The following is an 18224-nucleotide window of genomic DNA, read 5'->3' on the forward strand; positions in this document are numbered from 1 at the left end:
TTCGGGCCGGCTCAGCCGATCTAACCCGATACCTGCCCATATATGTAGCCCAAACCGTTGTGCATCCAAAGTAAAATGGCGGCGACATGCCCCCGCTGGCCGGTTTGCCCCCCGGCCGGGTCCATAGGCTGATGACATCAATATCATCGCCGGGGAGGACTTTCATACCGTAACGGAGCCCCTATCTAGGACGAACCCAGGTTTTGGAACCGGGCAACGCCAACAACGTTCTCTTGTTCTGTCTGGAGAAAAACGTGACGAAACAAGCCTCCGCTACGGCCGCCCCCTCGCTTTCGTCACTGTCCACCGCCGGCAACCTCGCCCGGCGGCTGGAAGACGCTTTTCTCGCCGTTCGCAACGAGACCGAACGCCGGGCCGCGGCGCTGTCGCCGGAAGATCAGCAGATCCAGTCCATGCCCGATGCGAGCCCGACGAAATGGCACCGGGCCCATACCACCTGGTTTTGGGAGCAATTCCTGCTCGGCGAGTACGCGGCTGGCCACCGGCCCTTCCACCCCGATTTCGCGTTCCTGTTCAATTCCTATTACGTCAGCGCCGGCCCGCGTCACGCCCGCAATCATCGCGGGGATATCACCCGTCCCAGTGCAAACGAAGTCGGCGCCTATCGCAATTATGTCGATGCCGCCGTCGTCAAATTCTTCCGCGAAGCCGGCGCGGACGAGCTCCGCGCGATCGCGCCGCTGGTCGAGGTCGGGCTGAACCACGAGCAGCAGCATCAGGAATTGATGTACACGGACATCCTGCACGCCTTCGCGCAGAACCCGATCTATCCGGCCTATGACCCGGACTGGCGCTTCCCGACCGCGACGCGCAGCGGCGATGACTGGCTGACGCTGAACGAGGGCATCCACACCGTCGGCCATGTCGACGACAGCTTTTATTTCGACAATGAGAAGCCGGCGCATCGCGCCCTCGTCGGCCCGGTCAAGCTCGCGCGCAATCTCGTCACCAATGCCGAATGGCTCGCCTTCATGCGCGACGACGGCTACGCGAAAGCAACGCTGTGGCTGATGGACGGCTTTGCCGCCGCCAGCAAGGAAGACTGGCAGGCCCCGGGGCATTGGCGCGAGATCGATGGCCAGTGGCACGTGATGACGCTGGCCGGCGTGAAGCCGGTCGATCCCACCGCGCCGGTCTGCCATATCAGCTATTACGAGGCGGACGCTTTCGCGCGCTGGGCAGGCAAGCATCTGCCGACCGAGATGGAGTGGGAGGTCGCGGCCCGCGCCGGCCAGCTCAACGACGCCTTCGGCATCGTCTGGCAGTGGACCCGCAGCTCCTACGCCCCCTATCCCGGCTACCGCGCCGTCGAAGGCGCGCTCGGCGAGTACAACGGCAAGTTCATGGTCAACCAGCTGGTGCTGCGCGGCTCCTCGCTTGCAACTCCGGATGGCCACAGCCGTATCACTTATCGCAACTTCTTCTATCCGCACCACCGCTGGCAGTTCACCGGACTCCGGCTCGCCGATTACGACTAACATTTCCGACGACAAATGCGCGCCGGACAGCGCGTTCAGGAGAGTGTCATGAATGTGCACGCCAGCGCTTTGGCCGAAGCCCATCTTCCCGACGAGCAGACCACCGCTTTCGCCCGCGAGGCGATCGAGGACCTCTCGCAGCAGCCGAAAAAACTGTCGCCGAAGTATTTCTACGACGCGACCGGATCGGAACTGTTCGAGGCGATCACGAAGCTGCCGGAATATTATCCGACGCGCACCGAGCTCTCGATCCTGAAGGATCGTGGCAGCGAGATCGCGAAGATCGTTCCGGAGCATGCCGCGCTGGTCGAATTCGGCGCGGGCGCGACCACGAAGGTTCGCCTGCTGCTGAAGCATTGCAGGTTTGCGGCCTATGTCCCCGTCGACATATCCGGTGACTTCCTCAAGGCGCAGGCGAACGGCCTGAAGCGCGATTTCCCGTCGCTCGGCATCTATCCGGTCGCGGCCGACTTCACCACGCCGTTCGAGCTGCCCAAGCAGGTCGCATCGATGCCCAAGGTCGGCTTCTTCCCGGGCTCGACCATCGGCAATTTCGAGCCGCATGAAGCCCAAGCCTTCCTGAAGAGCGCGCGCGAGATCCTGGGCCGGGGCGCGCAGATGATCATTGGCGCCGACCTCGAGAAGGACGAGCGCGTGCTGTTCGATGCCTACAACGATGCGGCCGGCGTCACCGCCCGCTTCAACCTCAATGTTCTCGTCCGGATCAACCGCGAGCTCGGCGGCAATTTCGACCTCTCCGCCTTCACCCATCGCGCGATCTACAATCGCGAGCGGCACCGGATCGAGATGCACCTGATCAGCAAGAGGAGCCAGACCGTGCGCCTGCTCGGCACCAGCTTCTCGTTCCGCGCCGGCGAAAGCATCCACACCGAGAACAGCTACAAATACAGCCTGGAGCGTTTTGCGGCGCTGGCACGCGGCGCCGGATGGCGGGTGCGCGAGAGCTGGACGGATGCGGCCAGGATGTTCTCGGTGCACGCGCTGGAGGTGGCGGAGTAAACGCGCTCACGCCATACGCTCGCCATTGGGCTGGCCTCAATCAGGCTTGCAGGCCTCCACAGCCACCAGCCGCTCATCCCGGATGATGACGCGAAAACTGTCGGAGTGCGGCTTGCCACACGACCAGGAAAAAGATTCACCGTCGCGCTTCAGTGGATCACCCAGCCAAAAAAACACCTTCGAGATCGGGTCACCTGGCTTGATGCGATCGAGCCACTGCGTCGGGTTCGCCCATTGCCCGCAATCGCCCTGCCAGTAGCACAAGGGCGTGACGCATCGTCCGATCGCAGGCTTCCCGCCGATGGTTTGGCAGGCTGCCGGCCTTCGGCCAAGCATCCAACCCTTCGTGGCTTCCTCAACGATCAGGACCGCGGCGATTGCAGCACCGAAGATGACCAGACGCCGCACGATGCGCTCACTCCTCCACGACCTCCGCCCCCAGCGACACCGACTCCCACACCGCCACCACGATCATGATCGCCGTCGTCGCGACCGACAGCCAGAGCGGCGAGAGCTCCGACGCGAACCACCACAGCACCAGAAGCAGGATGATGCCGATGCCGTGCGAGAGCTGGAGGAAGCCGCGGATCGCGTGCTTGAACAGGATTGTGCCGACCAAAAACACCAGCGGTCCGCCGATCGTGCTGACGATGGTGCGCATGTCGGAATGGCCGGTCGGATGCTTCAGCACCAGCTCGTCCGATACCGCGGTCAGGATGATGCCGGCGATGATCGGCATGTGCAGATAGGTGTAGGCAAGCCGCGCCAGCCGACCCGATTCGGCGGACTTCGAGATGCGCTCGGCGCCGGCCTCGGCGCCCTTGTGGAAATAGATCCACCACATCGCGATGGCGCCGGTTAACGCCGAGACGAAGGCCAGGATGTTGTCCGCGGTCCACTCCAGCTCGGCAAAGGTCGCGCCGTTGACGACGACGGCTTCGCCGAGCGCGATGATGACGAAGAGGGCGCAGCGCTCGGCCATGTGGCCGCCTTCGACGGCCCAGGCCTCGACCGACGAGAAACCGAGCTTGGGAACCCAGAAGCGCGCCGCCGGCGAGACGTACTCCCAGGTGACTGCCGCAATCCACAGCCATAGCCGCGTCTCACCTTCGGACAGGCCGCCAGCGATCCACAACACCGCGGAGATCGAGAGCCAGGTCAGAATGCGGATCGCGTTGTGGCGGACCGCTATCCTATGCCGCGGCGTTGCGAACAGCCAGAAGGCGGTGCGCCCGATTTGCATCGCGGCGTAGGCGATCGCGAACCACAGGCCCCGCCCTTCGAAGGCGGTCGGGATCGTTGTCGACAGCACCAGACCGCCGAGCATCATCAGGAAGAGCATGACGCGGACCGGCGTCAGTTCCGGATTGAGCCAGTTGGTGACCCAGGCGGTGTAGACCCACACCCACCATACCGCGAGAAACAGCACCGTGACGTGCACCGCGCCGAGCGGCGTGAAATGGTGCAGCAGCGTGTGCGACACCTGCGTGACGGCGAAGACGAAGACGAGGTCGAAGAACAGCTCGACATTGGTGACACGACTGTGCTGGTTCGGCACGATGACGCGAAACATCGCGCCGCGAGAATTGTCCGCAGCCATTGTCGCCTCCCGTCGCGCGATCAGGTCAGGCGCCCGGAACGCCAGTTTGCAGCGCCAGCGCGTGCAGCACACCGCCCATCTGGCCGCGTAGGGATTGATAGACGATCTGGTGCTGCTGGACGCGTGACTTGCCGCGGAAGGATTCCGAGATCACGGTCGCGGCATAATGGTCGCCATCGCCGGCGAGGTCACGGATGGTCACCTCGGCATCGGGGATCGCTGCCTTGATCATCGCCTCGATATCGTGGGCGTCCATGGGCATTAGGGTCTAGCTCCTGTCTCGGCATCGAATCGCTTGCCGGGGTCGAATCTGCAAAGCCAAACTTTCCGGCATGGCGAAACTTAGCGTGAACGGCCTTCTACGTCACGCCTTCAGGCACTATATCCCTGATCCCATCAGGATAAAGGCACGACAAAGTGCCGCGCGCGGCAGATCGATAGAAAAGGCGTGAGATCATGAAGATTCCAGGGCCCGACCACCCCATCACCATCACCCAAAATCCCCGGCGCGTCCGCGTCACCGCGGGCGACGTCGTGATCGCCGAGACCAGCAAGGCACTGACCTTGAAGGAGGCCAAATACCCGGCGGTGCAGTATGTGCCGCGCGAGGATGCCAACATGGCCCTGCTGGAGCGCTCCGAGCGCACCACCCATTGCCCCTACAAGGGTGATGCCAGCTATTACAGCGTCAAGGCCGACGGCAAGACGTTGGACAACGCGATTTGGACCTACGAAACGCCTTTCCCGGCGATGACCGAGATTTCCGGCCATCTCGCCTTCTATCCGGACAAGGTGAAGATCGAGGAAGTGGGGTAGAGACCGACGCAGGTCATTCCGTCATGGCCGGGCCTCGTCCCGGCCATCCACGTTCTTGGCCACTGCGAATGAGAAAGGCGTGGATGCCCGGGTCAAGCCCGGGCATGACGAATGAGAATGCTGACGCAGCACGCCTACGCCCTGAAGATCGTCAACCCCAGTATCAGCAGCACCAGGAAGATTACGACGAAGACGTAGAACAGGAAGCGGGCGATATCGGCGGAGGCGGCCGAAATGCCGGTGAAGCCGAGCACGCCGGCCACGATCGAGACCAGTAGGAAGATCAGCGCCCATTTCAGGATCGTCATCGCCAGCTCCGAAAATCTTGCCGCACGCCTGCGGCCCGCGCCCATTTCGGGAACGCTAACTTCGCTGCGCGGAACTGGTTCCTACGAGCGGCTCACCTCAAACGAGACTTGCTGAATCGGGTTCCCGGCGGCACAGTCGGACCGGGAAAGAAGCGCGACCGGGGCCGCCATGATCACGATGTCACATTCAGCGACGATCGGCGCAGACGCGCAGGCTGCGCCCAGGAGCAAGGCGCGCAACCTCTCGCTCGATCGCGCCCGCACCTTCCTGACGCTGGTGGTGCTGCTGCATCATGCAGTGATCCCCTACACGCATTTCGGTCACACCGATCCGGCCTCCTTCGCCGGCTTCGACATGATCGTGCTCGCGACCGACAGCTTCTTCATGGCGATGTTCTTCTTCCTGTCGGGACTGTTCACCTGGCCCGGCATCGCGCGCAAGGCGCCGTCGGTCTTTTTGCGCGACCGCCTGCTGCGGCTTGGGCTGCCGTTCGCGATCGCGGCCTTGACCGTGATCCCGCTTGCCTATTACGCGATCGCGCTGCGGGCCGAGCCCGAGCTGACCTTCGCTGCCTTCTGGTGGAAGACTGTCACGGCGGGCCCGTGGCCGAGCGGCCCGATCTGGTTCGTCTGGGTGCTGCTCGCCTTCGACCTGACCGCGAGCCTGCTCTACCGGATCTCGGCGCACCTGGTCGATCCCGGCAACCGCGTTTCGCTGCGCGGGTTCGAGCAGCCCGCCGTGTTCTGGCTGATGCTCGTCGCCGTCAGCGGCATCGTCTATCTGCCGGCGCTGCTCTATTTCGGGACCAACAAATGGTTCGAGTTCGGACCGTTCTCAGTGCAGGCGAGCCGCATCCTGCTCTATTTCAGCTACTTCTTCATCGGCGCCAGCGTCGGTTCGGCGAACTTCGATCGCGGCATCCTCAGCGCCGACGGTCAGTTGCCGAAGCAGCGCTGGCTATGGGTGATCGTCACGCTGATCCCCTACTGCCTGATGTGGGGCATGATCTACATCAAGCGCGAAATCCTCGGCAATCCCGATCACCTGCCGCACTGGTACCATGTGTTTTACGGCACGTTCCTGGTGCTGTTCTCGGCGTCGATCCTGCTCGCGATCCTCGCCTTCTTCCTGCATTCGAAGGCGCCGGGGCCGACCCTGCTCGACCGCATGCAGGCTGATGCCTACGGCATTTTCCTGGTGCACTATCCGATCGCACTGTGGATCCAGTACGCGCTGTACGACTACGAGCTGCCGGCGATCGTGAAGGCCGCAATCGGCTTCGTGCTCACGGTGATCCTGAGCTGGGGGCTGACGGCGGTATTGCGGAAGATTCCGGGCGCGTCGCACGTGTTGTGAGGCTGGGCACCCGTAGCCCGGATGAGCGCAGCGATATCCGGGAAACAGTGACAGCAAAGACCCGGATGTCGCTGCGCTCATCCGGGCTACGGCTCTGAGTGTGCGGCGGCCTCAGGCCGCCTTGCCGCCCATATAGTCCGGCAGCCAGCGCTCGTGCGACGTCCGCAGCGCGTCGATCGTGACAGGCGCTTCGCCCGCGATGGTGATGGCATCGCCGCCGGTGGTGCCGATCCGCACGCAGGGCACCTCGCAGCCGCGCATCTTGGCGAGCACGCGGCCGGCTTCGGTTTCCGGCACGGTGACGAGATAGCGCGCCTGGTCCTCGCCGAACCAATAGGCCTGCGAGACCAGCGCGGCGGGGGCCGCAAGCAGCTTGGCGCCAATGCCGCTCGCCATCGCCATCTCGGCCAGCGCGATCAGCAGGCCGCCGTCGGAGAGGTCGTGCACGGCGGTCGCGGTGCCCGCATGGATCATGCCGCGCACGCAATCGCCGTTGCGCTTCTCGGCGGCGAGATCGACCGGCGGCGGCGCGCCCTCCTCGCGACCGCAGATGTCGCGCAAGTAAACGGACTGACCGAGCCAGCCGTGGGTGTCGCCGACCAGGAGGATTGCCTCGCCCTCGGCCTTGAAGGCCAGCGATGCAGACTTGGTGAAATCGTCGAGCAGGCCGACGCCGCCGATCGAGGGCGTCGGGAGGATCGCGCGGCCGTTGGTCTCGTTGTAGAGCGAGACGTTGCCGGAGACGACCGGGAAGTCGAGCGTGCGGCAGGCTTCCGAGATGCCCTTCAGGCAGCCGACGAACTGGCCCATGATCTCGGGCCGCTCAGGATTGCCGAAATTGAGATTGTCGGTGATCGCGAGCGGCTTGCCGCCGACCGCGGTGATGTTGCGCCAGGCTTCTGCCACCGCCTGCATGCCGCCCTGATAGGGATCGGCCTCGCAATAGCGCGGCGTGACGTCGACGGTCAGCGCCAGGCCCTTTGGCCCGTCCTCGACGCGCACCACGGCGGCATCGCCGCCGGGACGCTGCATGGTGTTGCCGAGGATGACGTGGTCGTACTGCTCCCAGACCCAGCGCTTGCTGCACATGTCGGGCGTGCCGATCAGCTTCTCCAGCGCGCTACCTACGCCCATCGGCGCCGGCACGTCGCGCGCATGCACGACCGGCAACGCGGCGGAGGGCACGTGCAGACGATCGTACAGCGGCGCCTCGTCGCCGAGCTCCTTGATCGGCAGGTCGGCCATGACGTCACCGCCATGCTTGACCACGAAGCGCTTGCTCGGCGTGGTGTAGCCGACCACCGCGAAGTCGAGCCCCCACTTCCTGAAGATCGCTTCGGCTTCCTTTTCCTTCTCGGGCTTGAGCACCATGAGCATGCGCTCCTGGCTTTCCGAGAGCATCATCTCGTAGGCGCTCATGCCGGTCTCGCGGGTGGGCACCGCGTCGAGATCGAGATCGACGCCGAGATCGCCCTTGGCGCCCATCTCGACCGCCGAGCAGGTCAGCCCCGCCGCGCCCATGTCCTGGATCGCGATGACGCAGCCCTTCTCCATGATCTCGAGGCAGGCTTCCAGCAGCAGCTTCTCGGCGAAGGGATCGCCGACCTGCACGGTCGGGCGCTTCTCCTCGGACTTGTCGTCGAACTCTGCCGAGGCCATCGAGGCGCCGTGGATGCCGTCGCGGCCGGTCTTGGAGCCCAAATAGACGATCGGCATGTTTACGCCGGAGGCGGCTGCATAGAAGATCTTGTCGGTATCCGCGAGGCCGACAGCCATGGCGTTGACGAGGATATTGCCGTCATAGCGGGTGTGGAAACGCACCTGGCCGCCGACCGTCGGCACGCCGAAGGAATTGCCGTAGCCGCCGACGCCGGCGACGACGCCGGAGACGAGATGCCGGGTCCTGGCATGCTCGGGCGCACCGAAGCTGAGCGCATTGAGGCAGGCGATCGGGCGCGCGCCCATGGTGAAGACATCGCGCAGGATACCGCCGACGCCGGTGGTCGCGCCCTGATAGGGCTCGATGTAGCTCGGGTGGTTGTGGCTCTCCATCTTGAAGACCACGGCCTGGCCGTCGCCGATGTCGATCACGCCGGCATTCTCGCCGGGGCCCTGGATCACCCATGGTGCCTTGGTCGGCAGGCCCTTGAGATGGATGCGTGACGACTTGTACGAGCAGTGCTCGTTCCACATCGCCGAGAAGATGCCGAGCTCGGTGAAGGTCGGCTCCCGCCCGATCAGCTTCAGGATGCGCTCGTATTCGTCGGGCTTGAGCCCGTGGGCGGCAACCAGTTCGGGGGTGATCTTGGGTTCGTTCTTCATGGATTCCAGGCTTTCGGCGGCGGCTGGGCCGTTCTTAGGAACATCCGGGGCTCGCGAAAAGCCCTTTATGGCGCATTTTCCCGCTGTCCCACGTTTTGCAGGCGGGGGCGGCGGGAACAGGAATTGCGCGGCGCCGACGGATCGGATTTAAGGGCTCAAGACCCGCAATTGAAGGCCCATTTCCTTGCACGAATTGACCAAAACGCCCCCGCCCCGCCGCCCGGACCTCCACATCGCCACCGAGGGCGAATTCGTCGGCTGGCGGACCTGGATTCGCGACAGTTTTGAAGCCCATGTCGGCCCCTTCTGGCACCTCATCGAGGCAGACGGCAACGTCCGCAGCGCCTTCCGGGTCGAGAAAAAGCACCTCAATGGCTCCGGGAACGTCCATGGCGGCTGCTACATGGCCTTTGCCGACTACTCCCTGTTTGCGATCGCCACCCACGTCCTGGACAGCCGGGCGGTGACGACCAATTTCGCCTGCGAATTCCTCGACGCGGCACGCGAGGGGGAGCTGATCGAGTGCACCGGCGAGGTCACCCGCGCCGGCGGCTCGCTCATCTTCCTGCGCGGCAAGATGATGTCCGGGCCGCGGGTGTTGCTGACCTTTTCCGGCACGATCAAGCGGATGAAGCGGAAGGCGCTCCCTCAGCCAAACGCATAGCTCGGCGGCTTCCCTTTTCGCCTGCCCTCGCCCAGACTTCCCGGCAAGCGCTGTCGCGCCGGGGAGCAGGAACAAGGTGCCGCAGAGCACATCGGAGGCGCGTCGCGCGACGGCGGCCGCAGCAACGCCGCTGCCGTCCATGGCCGCCACCGGCGCACGCAACTGGCGCGACTATGCGCTGCTGCTCGCGCTCGCCTGCTGCTGGAGCTCGACCTATCCGCTGGCCAAGCTCGCGCTTCCCACCATCCCGCCCGTCACCTTCATCTCGGCGCGCTCGCTGATCGCGGCCGCCTTCCTGTTCGCGATCCTGTGGATGCGCGGCATCAAGGTCCCGACCGACGCGAAGGCCTGGAAGCTGTTCGCCACCCAGCAGCTGATCAACTCGACCTTTCCGTTCCTGATCATCACCTGGTCGCAGCAATACGTGCCGGCGTCGAACACCGTGGTGCTGGCGTCCACCACGCCGATCTTTGCCTTCCTGATCACGTCGCTGATCACCCGGCACGAGCCGGCAACGCTGTTGAAGCTGGCTGGCGCGATCCTCGGCCTTGCCGGGACCGTCGTCATCGTCGGCCTCGATGCGCTGCGCGGCCTCAGTAGCGAGATCGTGGCGGAGATCGCGATCCTGCTCGCGACCATCTCCTTTGCCTGTGCGACCATCTTCGGCCTTCGCCTCTCCGAATACGACCCGATGGTGGTAGCGGCCGGCTCGCTGCTGTTCGGCGGCCTCGTCCTGCTGCCGCCCTCGCTGATCATCGACCAGCCCTGGACGCTGCAGCCGACGCTGGAGGCCGTCGTCGCCACCATCGTCATGGGCATCGTCTCCAGCGCGCTAGGCCTGATGCTGTTCTACGTCTGCCTCGGCCGGCTCGGTACGCTGACCACGAACGCGCAAGGCTATCTGCGCATCCCGATCGGCGTCGGCCTCTCCGTGCTGCTGCTCGGCGAGAGCGTGCCGTCGAACCTGACGCTCGGCCTGCTCCTCGTGATGGCGGGTGTTGCTGCAATGACAGTGCCGGCGGAGCGGCTGAAGCTGCGCTAGCGCAAGACGGCAACTACTTGACGACCGTCGCGAGTGACAGAGCCGCGAGCGCGCCCTATGGCCGCCTCAGCACGAACGAGATCACGCGGCTTTTTCCAGATGCGCGGTCAGGCCCGCGAACAGGCCGCGGCCGTCGGTGCAGCCCATGATGTCTTCGACATGGTTTTCCGGATGCGGCATCATGCCGAGCACGTTGCCTCCGTCGTTGACGATGCCGGCGATCGAATGTGCTGCGCCGTTGATGTTGTGCGCTTCATCCACCACGCCGTCGGCGGAGCAATAGCGATAAAGCACCCGCCCCTCGCCTTCGAGCCGCTTGATGGTCTCTTCATCCGCCTCGTAATTGCCCTCGCCATGGGCGACCGGCACCCGGATCACCTGGCCGGCATTGTAGCCGCGGGTGAACGGCGTGTCGGACCGTTCGACGCGCAGGTGCACGTCGTGGCAGATGAATTTCAGCCGGGCGTTGCGCATCAGCACGCCCGGCAGCAGGCCGGATTCGCAGAGGATCTGGAAGCCGTTGCAGACGCCGAGCACGAGGCCGCCCCTGGACGCGTAGTCGCGCACCGCGTCCATCACCGGCGCGCGTGCCGCGATGGCGCCGCAGCGCAGATAGTCGCCGTAGGAGAAGCCGCCCGGCACCACCACGAGATCGGTCCCAGCAGGCAGCGCCGTCTCGGCGTGCCAGACCATCGCCGGCTCGCTCCCGGAGATCAGCCTCAGCGCACGCGCCATGTCGCGCTCGCGGTTGATTCCGGGAAAGACGAGGATGGCGGCTTTCATGGCAGAGGTTCCGACGGTGACGGGAATCGGGCTGGCCAAAGGGCCAATTCGCAAGGAGACATAGCCATTTGACGGGGATTTTACCAGTGCTAGCCTCGCCGGACGGCCTTGTACACAGGCCATAGCCGAGGCACTTTTGCCCGACGAACTTGCCCGGGATTGAAGCCATGAACGTCCCGTCGCTGCCCACATCCCCCTCCGAGCCGGTGTCCACCGAGGGCGTCGTCGCCGCCGGCGCCTATGTCGACGGCCGGCGCGTCGCCAATATCGCCATCAGCGAGGCCTCGAGCTGGCGGGCGAAGCCCGGCCACGTGGTCTGGATCGGCCTGCACGAGCCCGACATGGCGCTGCTCGGCGCGGTGCAGAAGCAATTCGACCTGCACGAGCTCGCGATCGAGGACGCCAACCACGCCCATCAGCGACCCAAGATCGAGCAATATGGCGAAGCCCTGTTCATCGTGGCGCGGACGGCGCAGCTGGTCGAGGGCCGCATCGTCTTCGGCGAGACCCACATCTTCGTCGGCGAAGGTTATCTGGTCTCGGTGCGCCACGGCGCCTCGACGTCCTACACGCCCGTGCGCGAACGCTGCGAAAGCTGCCCGCGGGCCCTCGCCCGCGGCGAGGATTACATCCTCTATGCGATCCTCGATTTCATCGTCGACAATTACTCGCCCGTCCTCGAGAGCATTCACGACGAGGTGGAGGGCATCGAGGACGACGTGCTGTCCAAGCCGATCAGCAAGACGCAGATCGAGCGGCTCTACATGCTGCGCCGCGACCTGCTGCGGCTGCGCAACGCGATCGGGCCGCTGGTGGAGGTCTGCCGCCGGCTGGAGCATGACGAACTGTCGATGGTCCGGCAGGCCATGCAGCCGCTGTTCCGCGACGTTACAGACCACGTCCGCAACATCCAGGAGCGCATCGATTCCATGCGCGAGGTGCTGGCCTTCGCCTTCGAGGCCAGCCTGCTGGTCGGTCAGGCGCAGGAGACGGCGGTGTCCAAGAAGCTCGCCTCGTGGCTTGCGATCATCGCGATCCCGACCGCACTGGCCGGCATCTACGGCATGAATTTCAAGCACATGCCGGAGCTGGAATGGGACTACGGCTATTACATGCTGCTCGGCGTGATGCTGACGGCGTGCACCGCGCTGTACTGGCGTTTTCGCAGCGTCGGCTGGCTGTGAGCCATCCCGTTCAACCGATCAGCTCGACCCGATAGTTCTCGATCACGGTGTTCGCCAGCAGCTTGTCGGCGGCGTCCTTCAACGCCGCCTCCGCCTTGGCCTTGTCCGCGCCGGCAAGCTCGATGTCGAACACCTTGCCCTGGCGGACGCTGGCGACGCCGTCGACGCCGAGCGACTTCAGCGCGCCTTCGATGGCCTTTCCTTGCGGATCGAGGATGCCCGTCTTCAAGGTAACGGTGACACGTGCCTTCACGTCCAAATCCCCTTCTAGCTCTTCACCAGCACCGGGCCGGAACCCTGCGGACGCTCGTTCTCCATGAGGATGCCGAGGCGCTTGGCGACTTCGGTATAGGCCTCCAGGAGCCCGCCGAGGTCCCTGCGGAAACGGTCCTTGTCGAGCTTCTCGTTCGACTTGATGTCCCACAGACGGCAGCTATCCGGCGAGATCTCGTCGGCGACGATGATGCGCATCATCTCGTTCTCGAACAGGCGGCCGCACTCCATCTTGAAATCGACGAGGCGGATACCGATGCCGAGGAAGAGGCCGGTGAGGAAGTCGTTGACACGGATGGCGAGCGCCATGATGTCGTCGATCTCCTGGGGCGTCGCCCAGCCGAAGGCCGTGATGTGCTCTTCCGACACCATGGGGTCGTTGAGCTGGTCGTTCTTGTAATAGAACTCGATGATCGAGCGCGGCAGCTGGGTGCCCTCCTCGATGCCGAGGCGCTGCGACAGCGAGCCGGCGGCGACGTTCCGCACCACCACTTCCAGCGGCACGATCTCGACCTCGCGAATCAACTGCTCGCGCATGTTGAGGCGGCGGATGAAATGGGTCGGCACCCCGATGTCGTTGAGGTGCTGAAACAGGTACTCCGAGATCCGGTTGTTGAGGACACCCTTGCCCTCGATCACCTGATGCTTTTTCGCATTGAACGCGGTCGCGTCGTCCTTGAAGTGCTGGATCAGGGTACCGGGCTCCGGGCCTTCATACAGAACCTTTGCCTTGCCTTCATAAATGCGACGCCGACGGCTCATGGGGATGTACCGTGTTTTGTTGAAATCCATGTATTTGGTGTGCTCCGGTTACCAGGATTACGACCCACAGCGGAGCTGCCGTGATCGGCTGGGAACCCGTCTATGACCCGTGGAAACAGAACGAGAACCAAGCCTTCCGGCAACCTATCCGATTGGCTGACCGAGCACAATCGATCCGGCCGTCCGGCACCAACTTATACCATCTTGCCTGCGGCTTAACGGCCCGTTGTTTTGCCGATTCGTGCTATCTATGTAGGCATGCAGTCGGGTCGCCGCAACGGAAGGCTCCCGCTCCATTCAGCAGGGGATTTGGAACAAGGTATGAGCCAGTTCGACAAGCGCCAGGAAGGTTTTGAGAAGAAGTTCGCCCTCGACGAGGAGCAGAAGTTCAAGGCGGAGGCCCGCCGCAACCGGCTGCTCGGGCTGTGGGCAGCCGAAAAGCTGGGCATGTCAGGTGAGGCCGCCACCGCCTACGCCAAGGAAGTGGTCGCCAGCGATTTCGAGGAGGCCGGCGATGCCGACGTGCTGCGCAAGATCACGACCGATTTCGCCGCCAAGAACGTCGCCGTCACCGAGCAAGCGATTCGCGCCAAGATGAGCGAACTGCTCGCGGTCGCGGCCGCCGAGGTGAAGGCGGGCAAGTGACTTGAGCGAATAGAGAGTGGCGAATCGCGAATGGGCGTCCCCATTCGCTACTCGCGATCGCCACTCGCCTCGTTCACTCCTCCTTGAAGCCGTATTCCGGCACGTTGCCGCTGGCGCCGTAATATTTGTACGGCAGGAATTTGCCGCTCATGGTGAACTTGACGCGGTCGCCCTTGGGATTGGGCAGGCGCTCCATCACCATGTCGAAATCGATCGCCGACATGATGCCGTCGCCGTACTCCTCCTCGATCAAGGCCTTCCAGGCCGGACCATTCACCATCACCAGTTCGTAGAAGCGATAGATCAGGGGATCGGTCGGCGGCATCTGCATGCCGCGCATCGGTGTCTCGTTGAGCATGGCAACTTCGGACTTCGACAGGCCGAACAGCTCGCCCGCATTGGCGGCCTGCGGCTTCGTCAATTTCATCTGGCCGAGGATGGCGCCTGTTATCAGCACCTCCGAATAGCCGCCGATCTTCTCGCAGATGTACTTCCAGCTCCATCCCTTCTCGCGCTTGATGTCGAGCAGCTTTTCGGTGAGGTCTTCGCGCTTCATGTTGGGGTCTCCTTGGTCAGGCACTTAATCCGGGATTTGTCCCGGGCATCCACGTTTGCCGTGGCTCATCGCTGCCAGCCGCGATCGTGAGCCCTGGCTTGCCGATCTGCACCAGCGGCACGTTGCGCGGATCGTGATCGGTCTTTTCGGTCGTGAAGGTCTTGCTGCGCATCACCAGGAAATCGATGATGTGGTTGCGCAGCGCGTAATAAAGCGGATGGCGGTGCAAATCGGTGCGGCCGCGATCCCTCGGCAGCGGGTTCTCGACCACCTCCGCCAGCACGGCGCCGGGCCCATTGGTCATCAGGAAGATCTTGTCGGCAAGGTAAATCGCTTCATCCACGTCATGCGTGATCATGAAGGCGGTCTGGCCGGTCTCGAGGCAGATGCGCCGTACCTCGTCCTGGAGCGTGCCGCGGGTCAGCGCGTCGAGCGCCGAGAACGGCTCATCCATCAGCATGATCTTCGGCGTGATCGACAAGGCTCGCGCGATGCCGACACGCTGCTTCATGCCGCCGGACAGCTCTGACGGCCGTTTGTGCTCGGAACCGGAGAGACCGACGAGATCGATGAAGGTCTGCGCATGCGCCTTCACCTTGGCGCGGTCCCAGCTGCGCCATTTCGAGCTCACGGCATAAGCGACGTTGCCGAGCACCGTGCGCCAGGGCAACAGCGCGTGGCTCTGGAAGATCACGGCACGGTCGAGGCTGGTGCCCGAAATCGCCTGACCGTCGACGATGACGGCGCCCTCGCTCGGCGCATCGAGGCCGGCGAGGATGTTGAGCACAGTGGTCTTGCCGCAGCCGGAATGCCCGATCACGCAGGCGAACTCGCCGCGCGCCATCGAGAGCCACAGGTCCTCGAAGATGGTGGTCGTGGTGCCGCTAGCGCCCGGATAGCGCTTTGCGATGGCTTCGATGGAGATGAATTTGTCGGTCATGCCCCTACTCCGGAAACGTGACCATGCGCGTGAAGCGCGCCAGGATCTGGTCGAGCAGCATGCCGACGATCCCGATCAGCAGGATCGCGATGATGACGTTGGTGATCGAGAGGTTATTCCACTCATTCCAGACGAAATAGCCGATGCCGGTGCCGCCGACGAGCATCTCGGCGGCGACGATCACGAGCCAGGCGATACCGATGGAGATGCGCATGCCGGTCAGGATCGTCGGCGCCGCCGCGGGGAGGATTACGGTGAAGGCGCGCCTGACGGTGCCGACCTCGAGCGTGCGCGCGACGTTGATCCATTCCTTGCGCACGCTGGCGACGCCGAACACGGTGTTGAGCAGCATCGGCCAGATCGAGCAGATGAAGATGACGAAGATCGCCGAGATCGAGGAATCCTTGATGGTGTAGAGCGCGAGCGGCATCCAGGCCAGCGGCGAGATCGGCTTCAGCACCTGGATGAAGGGATCCAGCGCCTTGCTGAGCAGCGGCGACATGCCGATCATGAAGCCGAGCGGGATGGCGACAAGCACCGCCAGCAGATAGCCGAGCCCGACTCGCGCGATCGAATAGCCGAGCTGGATGCCGAGCCCCTTGTCGTTCGGCCCGTTGTCGTAGAACGGCCTTCTCAAATGCTCCCATAGCTTGGCGCCGACGTCGAGCGGCCCGGGCATCGCCGATTTGCCCTGCGTCGCCGTCAGGCCCATCAGCTTGGCGTATTCTGGACTCATCGTCGTCGTGGCGCCGGTCGACCGCGTGGCCAGATGCCAGACGCCGAGGAACGCGGCGAGCAGCACGATGGAGACGAGTCCGGCACGGAGACGGAGGGAGGATGTCATCGAGCATATTCCCGGTAACGTGTCCCGGGCGCGGCGCAGCGCGAAGCGATGCGACGCAGAACCGGGACCCATGCGGCACGACTGGGTCCCGGCTCTGCGAAGCAGCACATCGGACGATGATTCGCATCGCCGAGAGTGCTGCATCGCGTCTGGGACACGGGAGTAGACGACATCACGACGCCTTCCTGATCTTGAAGCTCGCCACATAGTCCTCAGGCTTGGCCGGATCGAAATTCTTGCCCATCACCGCAAACGATTTGTACGCGCTCGTCGGCGGCGACAGGCCCATCTCGGTCATCAGCTTCTTGGTGTCGGTGGCGAGATAGACCTGCTCGGCGATCGCCTTATAGTCGACGTCGCCCTTGATCTGGCCCCAGCGCTTCATCTGCGTCAGCATCCACACCGCAAAGGACTGCCAGGGGAAGGGATCGAAATCGACGCGCTTGGCGTCGGTCTTCACCCCGCCGAGCCCGTCGGCATAGGTGCCGGTCAGCACCTGCTCCAGCACGGTGACAGGCGCGTTGATGTAATTGGCCGGCGCGATGGCTTCGGCGATCTGCTTGCGGTTCTCGGCCTTCGACGCATAGGCGGTCGCATCGACGATGGCGCGGGTCAGCGCCGCGAAGCTGTTCGGCGCGCTCGTGATGAACTCGCGGCTGGCCGCGAAGCTGCAGCAGGGATGGCCGTCCCATATCTCCTTCGATAGCAGATGCATGAAGCCGACCCCGTCGTAGATCGCGCGCTGGCAGATGTTGTCGGGCGCGAGGAAGCCGTCGATGTTGTCGGCGCGCAAATTCGCGACCATCTCCGGCGGCGGCACCGAGCGCAGCTGCACGTCGGTATCGGGGTCGAGACCATGCTCGGCGAGATAATAACGCAGCAAATAATTGTGCATGGAATAGTCGAAGGGGATCGCGAATTTCATCCCCTTCCAGTCTTTCGGATTCCGCTTGTCCTTGTGCTTCATCGCAAGCGTGATGCCCTGCCCGTTGATGTTCTCGATCGCCGGCACAGCGAACGGAATCGGGTTCGAGCCCAGGCCGAGCGAGATCGCCAGCGGCATCGGTGCCAGCATGTGCGCGGCGTCGTATTCCTTGTTGATGGTCTTGTCGCGAACCACGGCCCAGCCCGCGGTCTTGACCACGTCGACGTTGAGGCCGTGCTTGGAATAGAAGCCCAGCGGCGCCGCCATGATGATGGGCGTGGCGCAGGTGATGGGAATGAAGCCGACCTTGAGGTCCTTCTTCTCGGGCGCGCCGGCCTGCGCGAACACCTCGGTCGCGGTCTGGAGCGGAAAGAACTGCGACAGCGCGGCCAGCGCGGTCGACGCCCCGACCGACTTCAGGAACGCCCGCCGCGCCACGTCCTGCGGAAACATCGCGCGCATCACCGCAGAGGCGACGACACCCTCGTAGCGCTTCTCCTCGCTCTCGACCGGCTCGCAACGCAGCGCCGCCTGCTCGTGCTCGCGAGCCGAACGGTGCTGGCCGCAAACGCAGCCCGCCCCGAGATTGCGGTCGGCATCAAACGGATTGTCGAACGTGGACATGCTGTTGCGCCCCTTTGTCACACCGTACGGCGGACGCCGTTGTCCGCCGCGTCAGGTCAA

Annotated in this window: 20 protein-coding genes; 8 read left to right on the top strand and 12 right to left on the bottom strand. The window is 64.1% G+C overall.

Annotation, left to right across the window (positions count from 1 at the left end):
* The first annotated feature begins 203 nt into the window (after window positions 1-203).
* The gene (gene egtB, locus IVB24_RS27855; protein WP_247769714.1) at window positions 204-1499 is read left to right on the top strand and encodes an ergothioneine biosynthesis protein EgtB; all 1296 of its coding nucleotides are present in this window, start codon (window positions 204-206) and stop codon (window positions 1497-1499) included.
* Window positions 1500-1547: 48 nt separating this feature from the next.
* Window positions 1548-2519, top strand: a complete 972-nt coding sequence (gene egtD, locus IVB24_RS27860) for an L-histidine N(alpha)-methyltransferase (protein WP_247769715.1) — start codon at window positions 1548-1550, stop codon at window positions 2517-2519.
* A 36-nt stretch (window positions 2520-2555) separates the two neighbouring features.
* On the opposite strand, the gene IVB24_RS27865 is transcribed toward egtD, so the two are convergent.
* The 3 genes from IVB24_RS27865 to IVB24_RS27875 are packed head-to-tail and all read right to left on the bottom strand — an operon-like array spanning window position 2556 to window position 4381.
* Window positions 2556-2927 (bottom strand): hypothetical protein, encoded by a 372-nt coding sequence (locus tag IVB24_RS27865; RefSeq protein WP_166475532.1) that lies wholly within the window; start codon window positions 2925-2927, stop codon window positions 2556-2558.
* Between the two features lie 7 nt (window positions 2928-2934).
* A complete protein-coding gene (locus tag IVB24_RS27870; RefSeq protein WP_247769716.1) occupies window positions 2935-4119 on the bottom strand; it encodes a low temperature requirement protein A in 1185 nt (394 codons plus the stop codon).
* A gap of 25 nt (window positions 4120-4144) precedes the next feature.
* Complete coding sequence (locus IVB24_RS27875; protein ID WP_018316584.1) at window positions 4145-4381, bottom strand: BolA family transcriptional regulator; 237 nt, start codon at window positions 4379-4381, stop codon at window positions 4145-4147.
* A gap of 194 nt (window positions 4382-4575) precedes the next feature.
* Here IVB24_RS27875 and IVB24_RS27880 point away from each other — a divergent pair, with 194 nt between their 5' ends.
* Window positions 4576-4935 (top strand): DUF427 domain-containing protein, encoded by a 360-nt coding sequence (locus IVB24_RS27880; protein WP_094972251.1) that lies wholly within the window; start codon window positions 4576-4578, stop codon window positions 4933-4935.
* A 134-nt stretch (window positions 4936-5069) separates the two neighbouring features.
* On the opposite strand, the gene IVB24_RS27885 is transcribed toward IVB24_RS27880, so the two are convergent.
* Window positions 5070-5243: a DUF1328 domain-containing protein gene (locus IVB24_RS27885; protein ID WP_007612121.1), complete on the bottom strand. Its 174-nt coding sequence runs from the start codon at window positions 5241-5243 to the stop codon at window positions 5070-5072.
* A gap of 169 nt (window positions 5244-5412) precedes the next feature.
* Between IVB24_RS27885 and IVB24_RS27890 the strand changes: the two genes are divergently transcribed.
* Entirely contained in the window at window positions 5413-6600 is a 1188-nt protein-coding gene (locus IVB24_RS27890; RefSeq protein WP_166475533.1) for an acyltransferase, read from the top strand.
* Between the two features lie 111 nt (window positions 6601-6711).
* Here IVB24_RS27890 and purL read toward each other — a convergent pair whose 3' ends face one another.
* Window positions 6712-8922, bottom strand: a complete 2211-nt coding sequence (gene purL, locus IVB24_RS27895) for a phosphoribosylformylglycinamidine synthase subunit PurL (RefSeq protein ID WP_247769717.1) — start codon at window positions 8920-8922, stop codon at window positions 6712-6714.
* Window positions 8923-9106: 184 nt separating this feature from the next.
* Between purL and IVB24_RS27900 the strand changes: the two genes are divergently transcribed.
* Window positions 9107-9586 carry a PaaI family thioesterase gene (locus IVB24_RS27900; protein ID WP_162308628.1) on the top strand — a complete coding sequence of 160 codons (480 nt, stop codon included), beginning with the start codon at window positions 9107-9109 and terminating at the stop codon, window positions 9584-9586.
* Between the two features lie 76 nt (window positions 9587-9662).
* Window positions 9663-10628 (top strand): DMT family transporter, encoded by a 966-nt coding sequence (locus tag IVB24_RS27905; RefSeq protein WP_247769718.1) that lies wholly within the window; start codon window positions 9663-9665, stop codon window positions 10626-10628.
* Window positions 10629-10709: 81 nt separating this feature from the next.
* On the opposite strand, the gene purQ is transcribed toward IVB24_RS27905, so the two are convergent.
* Window positions 10710-11411, bottom strand: a complete 702-nt coding sequence (gene purQ, locus IVB24_RS27910) for a phosphoribosylformylglycinamidine synthase subunit PurQ (protein ID WP_166475535.1) — start codon at window positions 11409-11411, stop codon at window positions 10710-10712.
* Between the two features lie 167 nt (window positions 11412-11578).
* Here purQ and IVB24_RS27915 point away from each other — a divergent pair, with 167 nt between their 5' ends.
* A complete protein-coding gene (locus tag IVB24_RS27915) occupies window positions 11579-12595 on the top strand; it encodes a magnesium and cobalt transport protein CorA (RefSeq protein WP_247769719.1) in 1017 nt (338 codons plus the stop codon).
* 10 nt (window positions 12596-12605) lie between these two features.
* On the opposite strand, the gene purS is transcribed toward IVB24_RS27915, so the two are convergent.
* On the bottom strand, window positions 12606-12848 hold the full coding sequence (gene purS, locus IVB24_RS27920) for a phosphoribosylformylglycinamidine synthase subunit PurS (protein ID WP_007602264.1): 243 nt from the start codon (window positions 12846-12848) through the stop codon (window positions 12606-12608).
* A 14-nt stretch (window positions 12849-12862) separates the two neighbouring features.
* Complete coding sequence (gene purC / locus IVB24_RS27925; RefSeq protein ID WP_173015815.1) at window positions 12863-13630, bottom strand: phosphoribosylaminoimidazolesuccinocarboxamide synthase; 768 nt, start codon at window positions 13628-13630, stop codon at window positions 12863-12865.
* A gap of 321 nt (window positions 13631-13951) precedes the next feature.
* Here purC and IVB24_RS27930 point away from each other — a divergent pair, with 321 nt between their 5' ends.
* A complete protein-coding gene (locus IVB24_RS27930; RefSeq protein WP_247769720.1) occupies window positions 13952-14275 on the top strand; it encodes a DUF1476 domain-containing protein in 324 nt (107 codons plus the stop codon).
* A 73-nt stretch (window positions 14276-14348) separates the two neighbouring features.
* Here IVB24_RS27930 and cynS read toward each other — a convergent pair whose 3' ends face one another.
* The 4 genes from cynS to IVB24_RS27950 form a co-directional block, all read right to left on the bottom strand.
* On the bottom strand, window positions 14349-14831 hold the full coding sequence (gene cynS / locus IVB24_RS27935; protein WP_247769721.1) for a cyanase: 483 nt from the start codon (window positions 14829-14831) through the stop codon (window positions 14349-14351).
* Between the two features lie 16 nt (window positions 14832-14847).
* A complete protein-coding gene (locus tag IVB24_RS27940; RefSeq protein WP_247769722.1) occupies window positions 14848-15771 on the bottom strand; it encodes an ABC transporter ATP-binding protein in 924 nt (307 codons plus the stop codon).
* 4 nt (window positions 15772-15775) lie between these two features.
* Entirely contained in the window at window positions 15776-16615 is an 840-nt protein-coding gene (ntrB, locus tag IVB24_RS27945) for a nitrate ABC transporter permease (protein ID WP_166475540.1), read from the bottom strand.
* Window positions 16616-16787: 172 nt separating this feature from the next.
* Window positions 16788-18164 carry a CmpA/NrtA family ABC transporter substrate-binding protein gene (locus tag IVB24_RS27950; protein ID WP_247769723.1) on the bottom strand — a complete coding sequence of 459 codons (1377 nt, stop codon included), beginning with the start codon at window positions 18162-18164 and terminating at the stop codon, window positions 16788-16790.
* Between the last annotated feature and the right edge of the window lie 60 nt (window positions 18165-18224).

The sequence above is a fragment of the Bradyrhizobium sp. 192 genome (assembly GCF_023100965.1).
Lineage (GTDB): Bacteria > Pseudomonadota > Alphaproteobacteria > Rhizobiales > Xanthobacteraceae > Bradyrhizobium > Bradyrhizobium symbiodeficiens.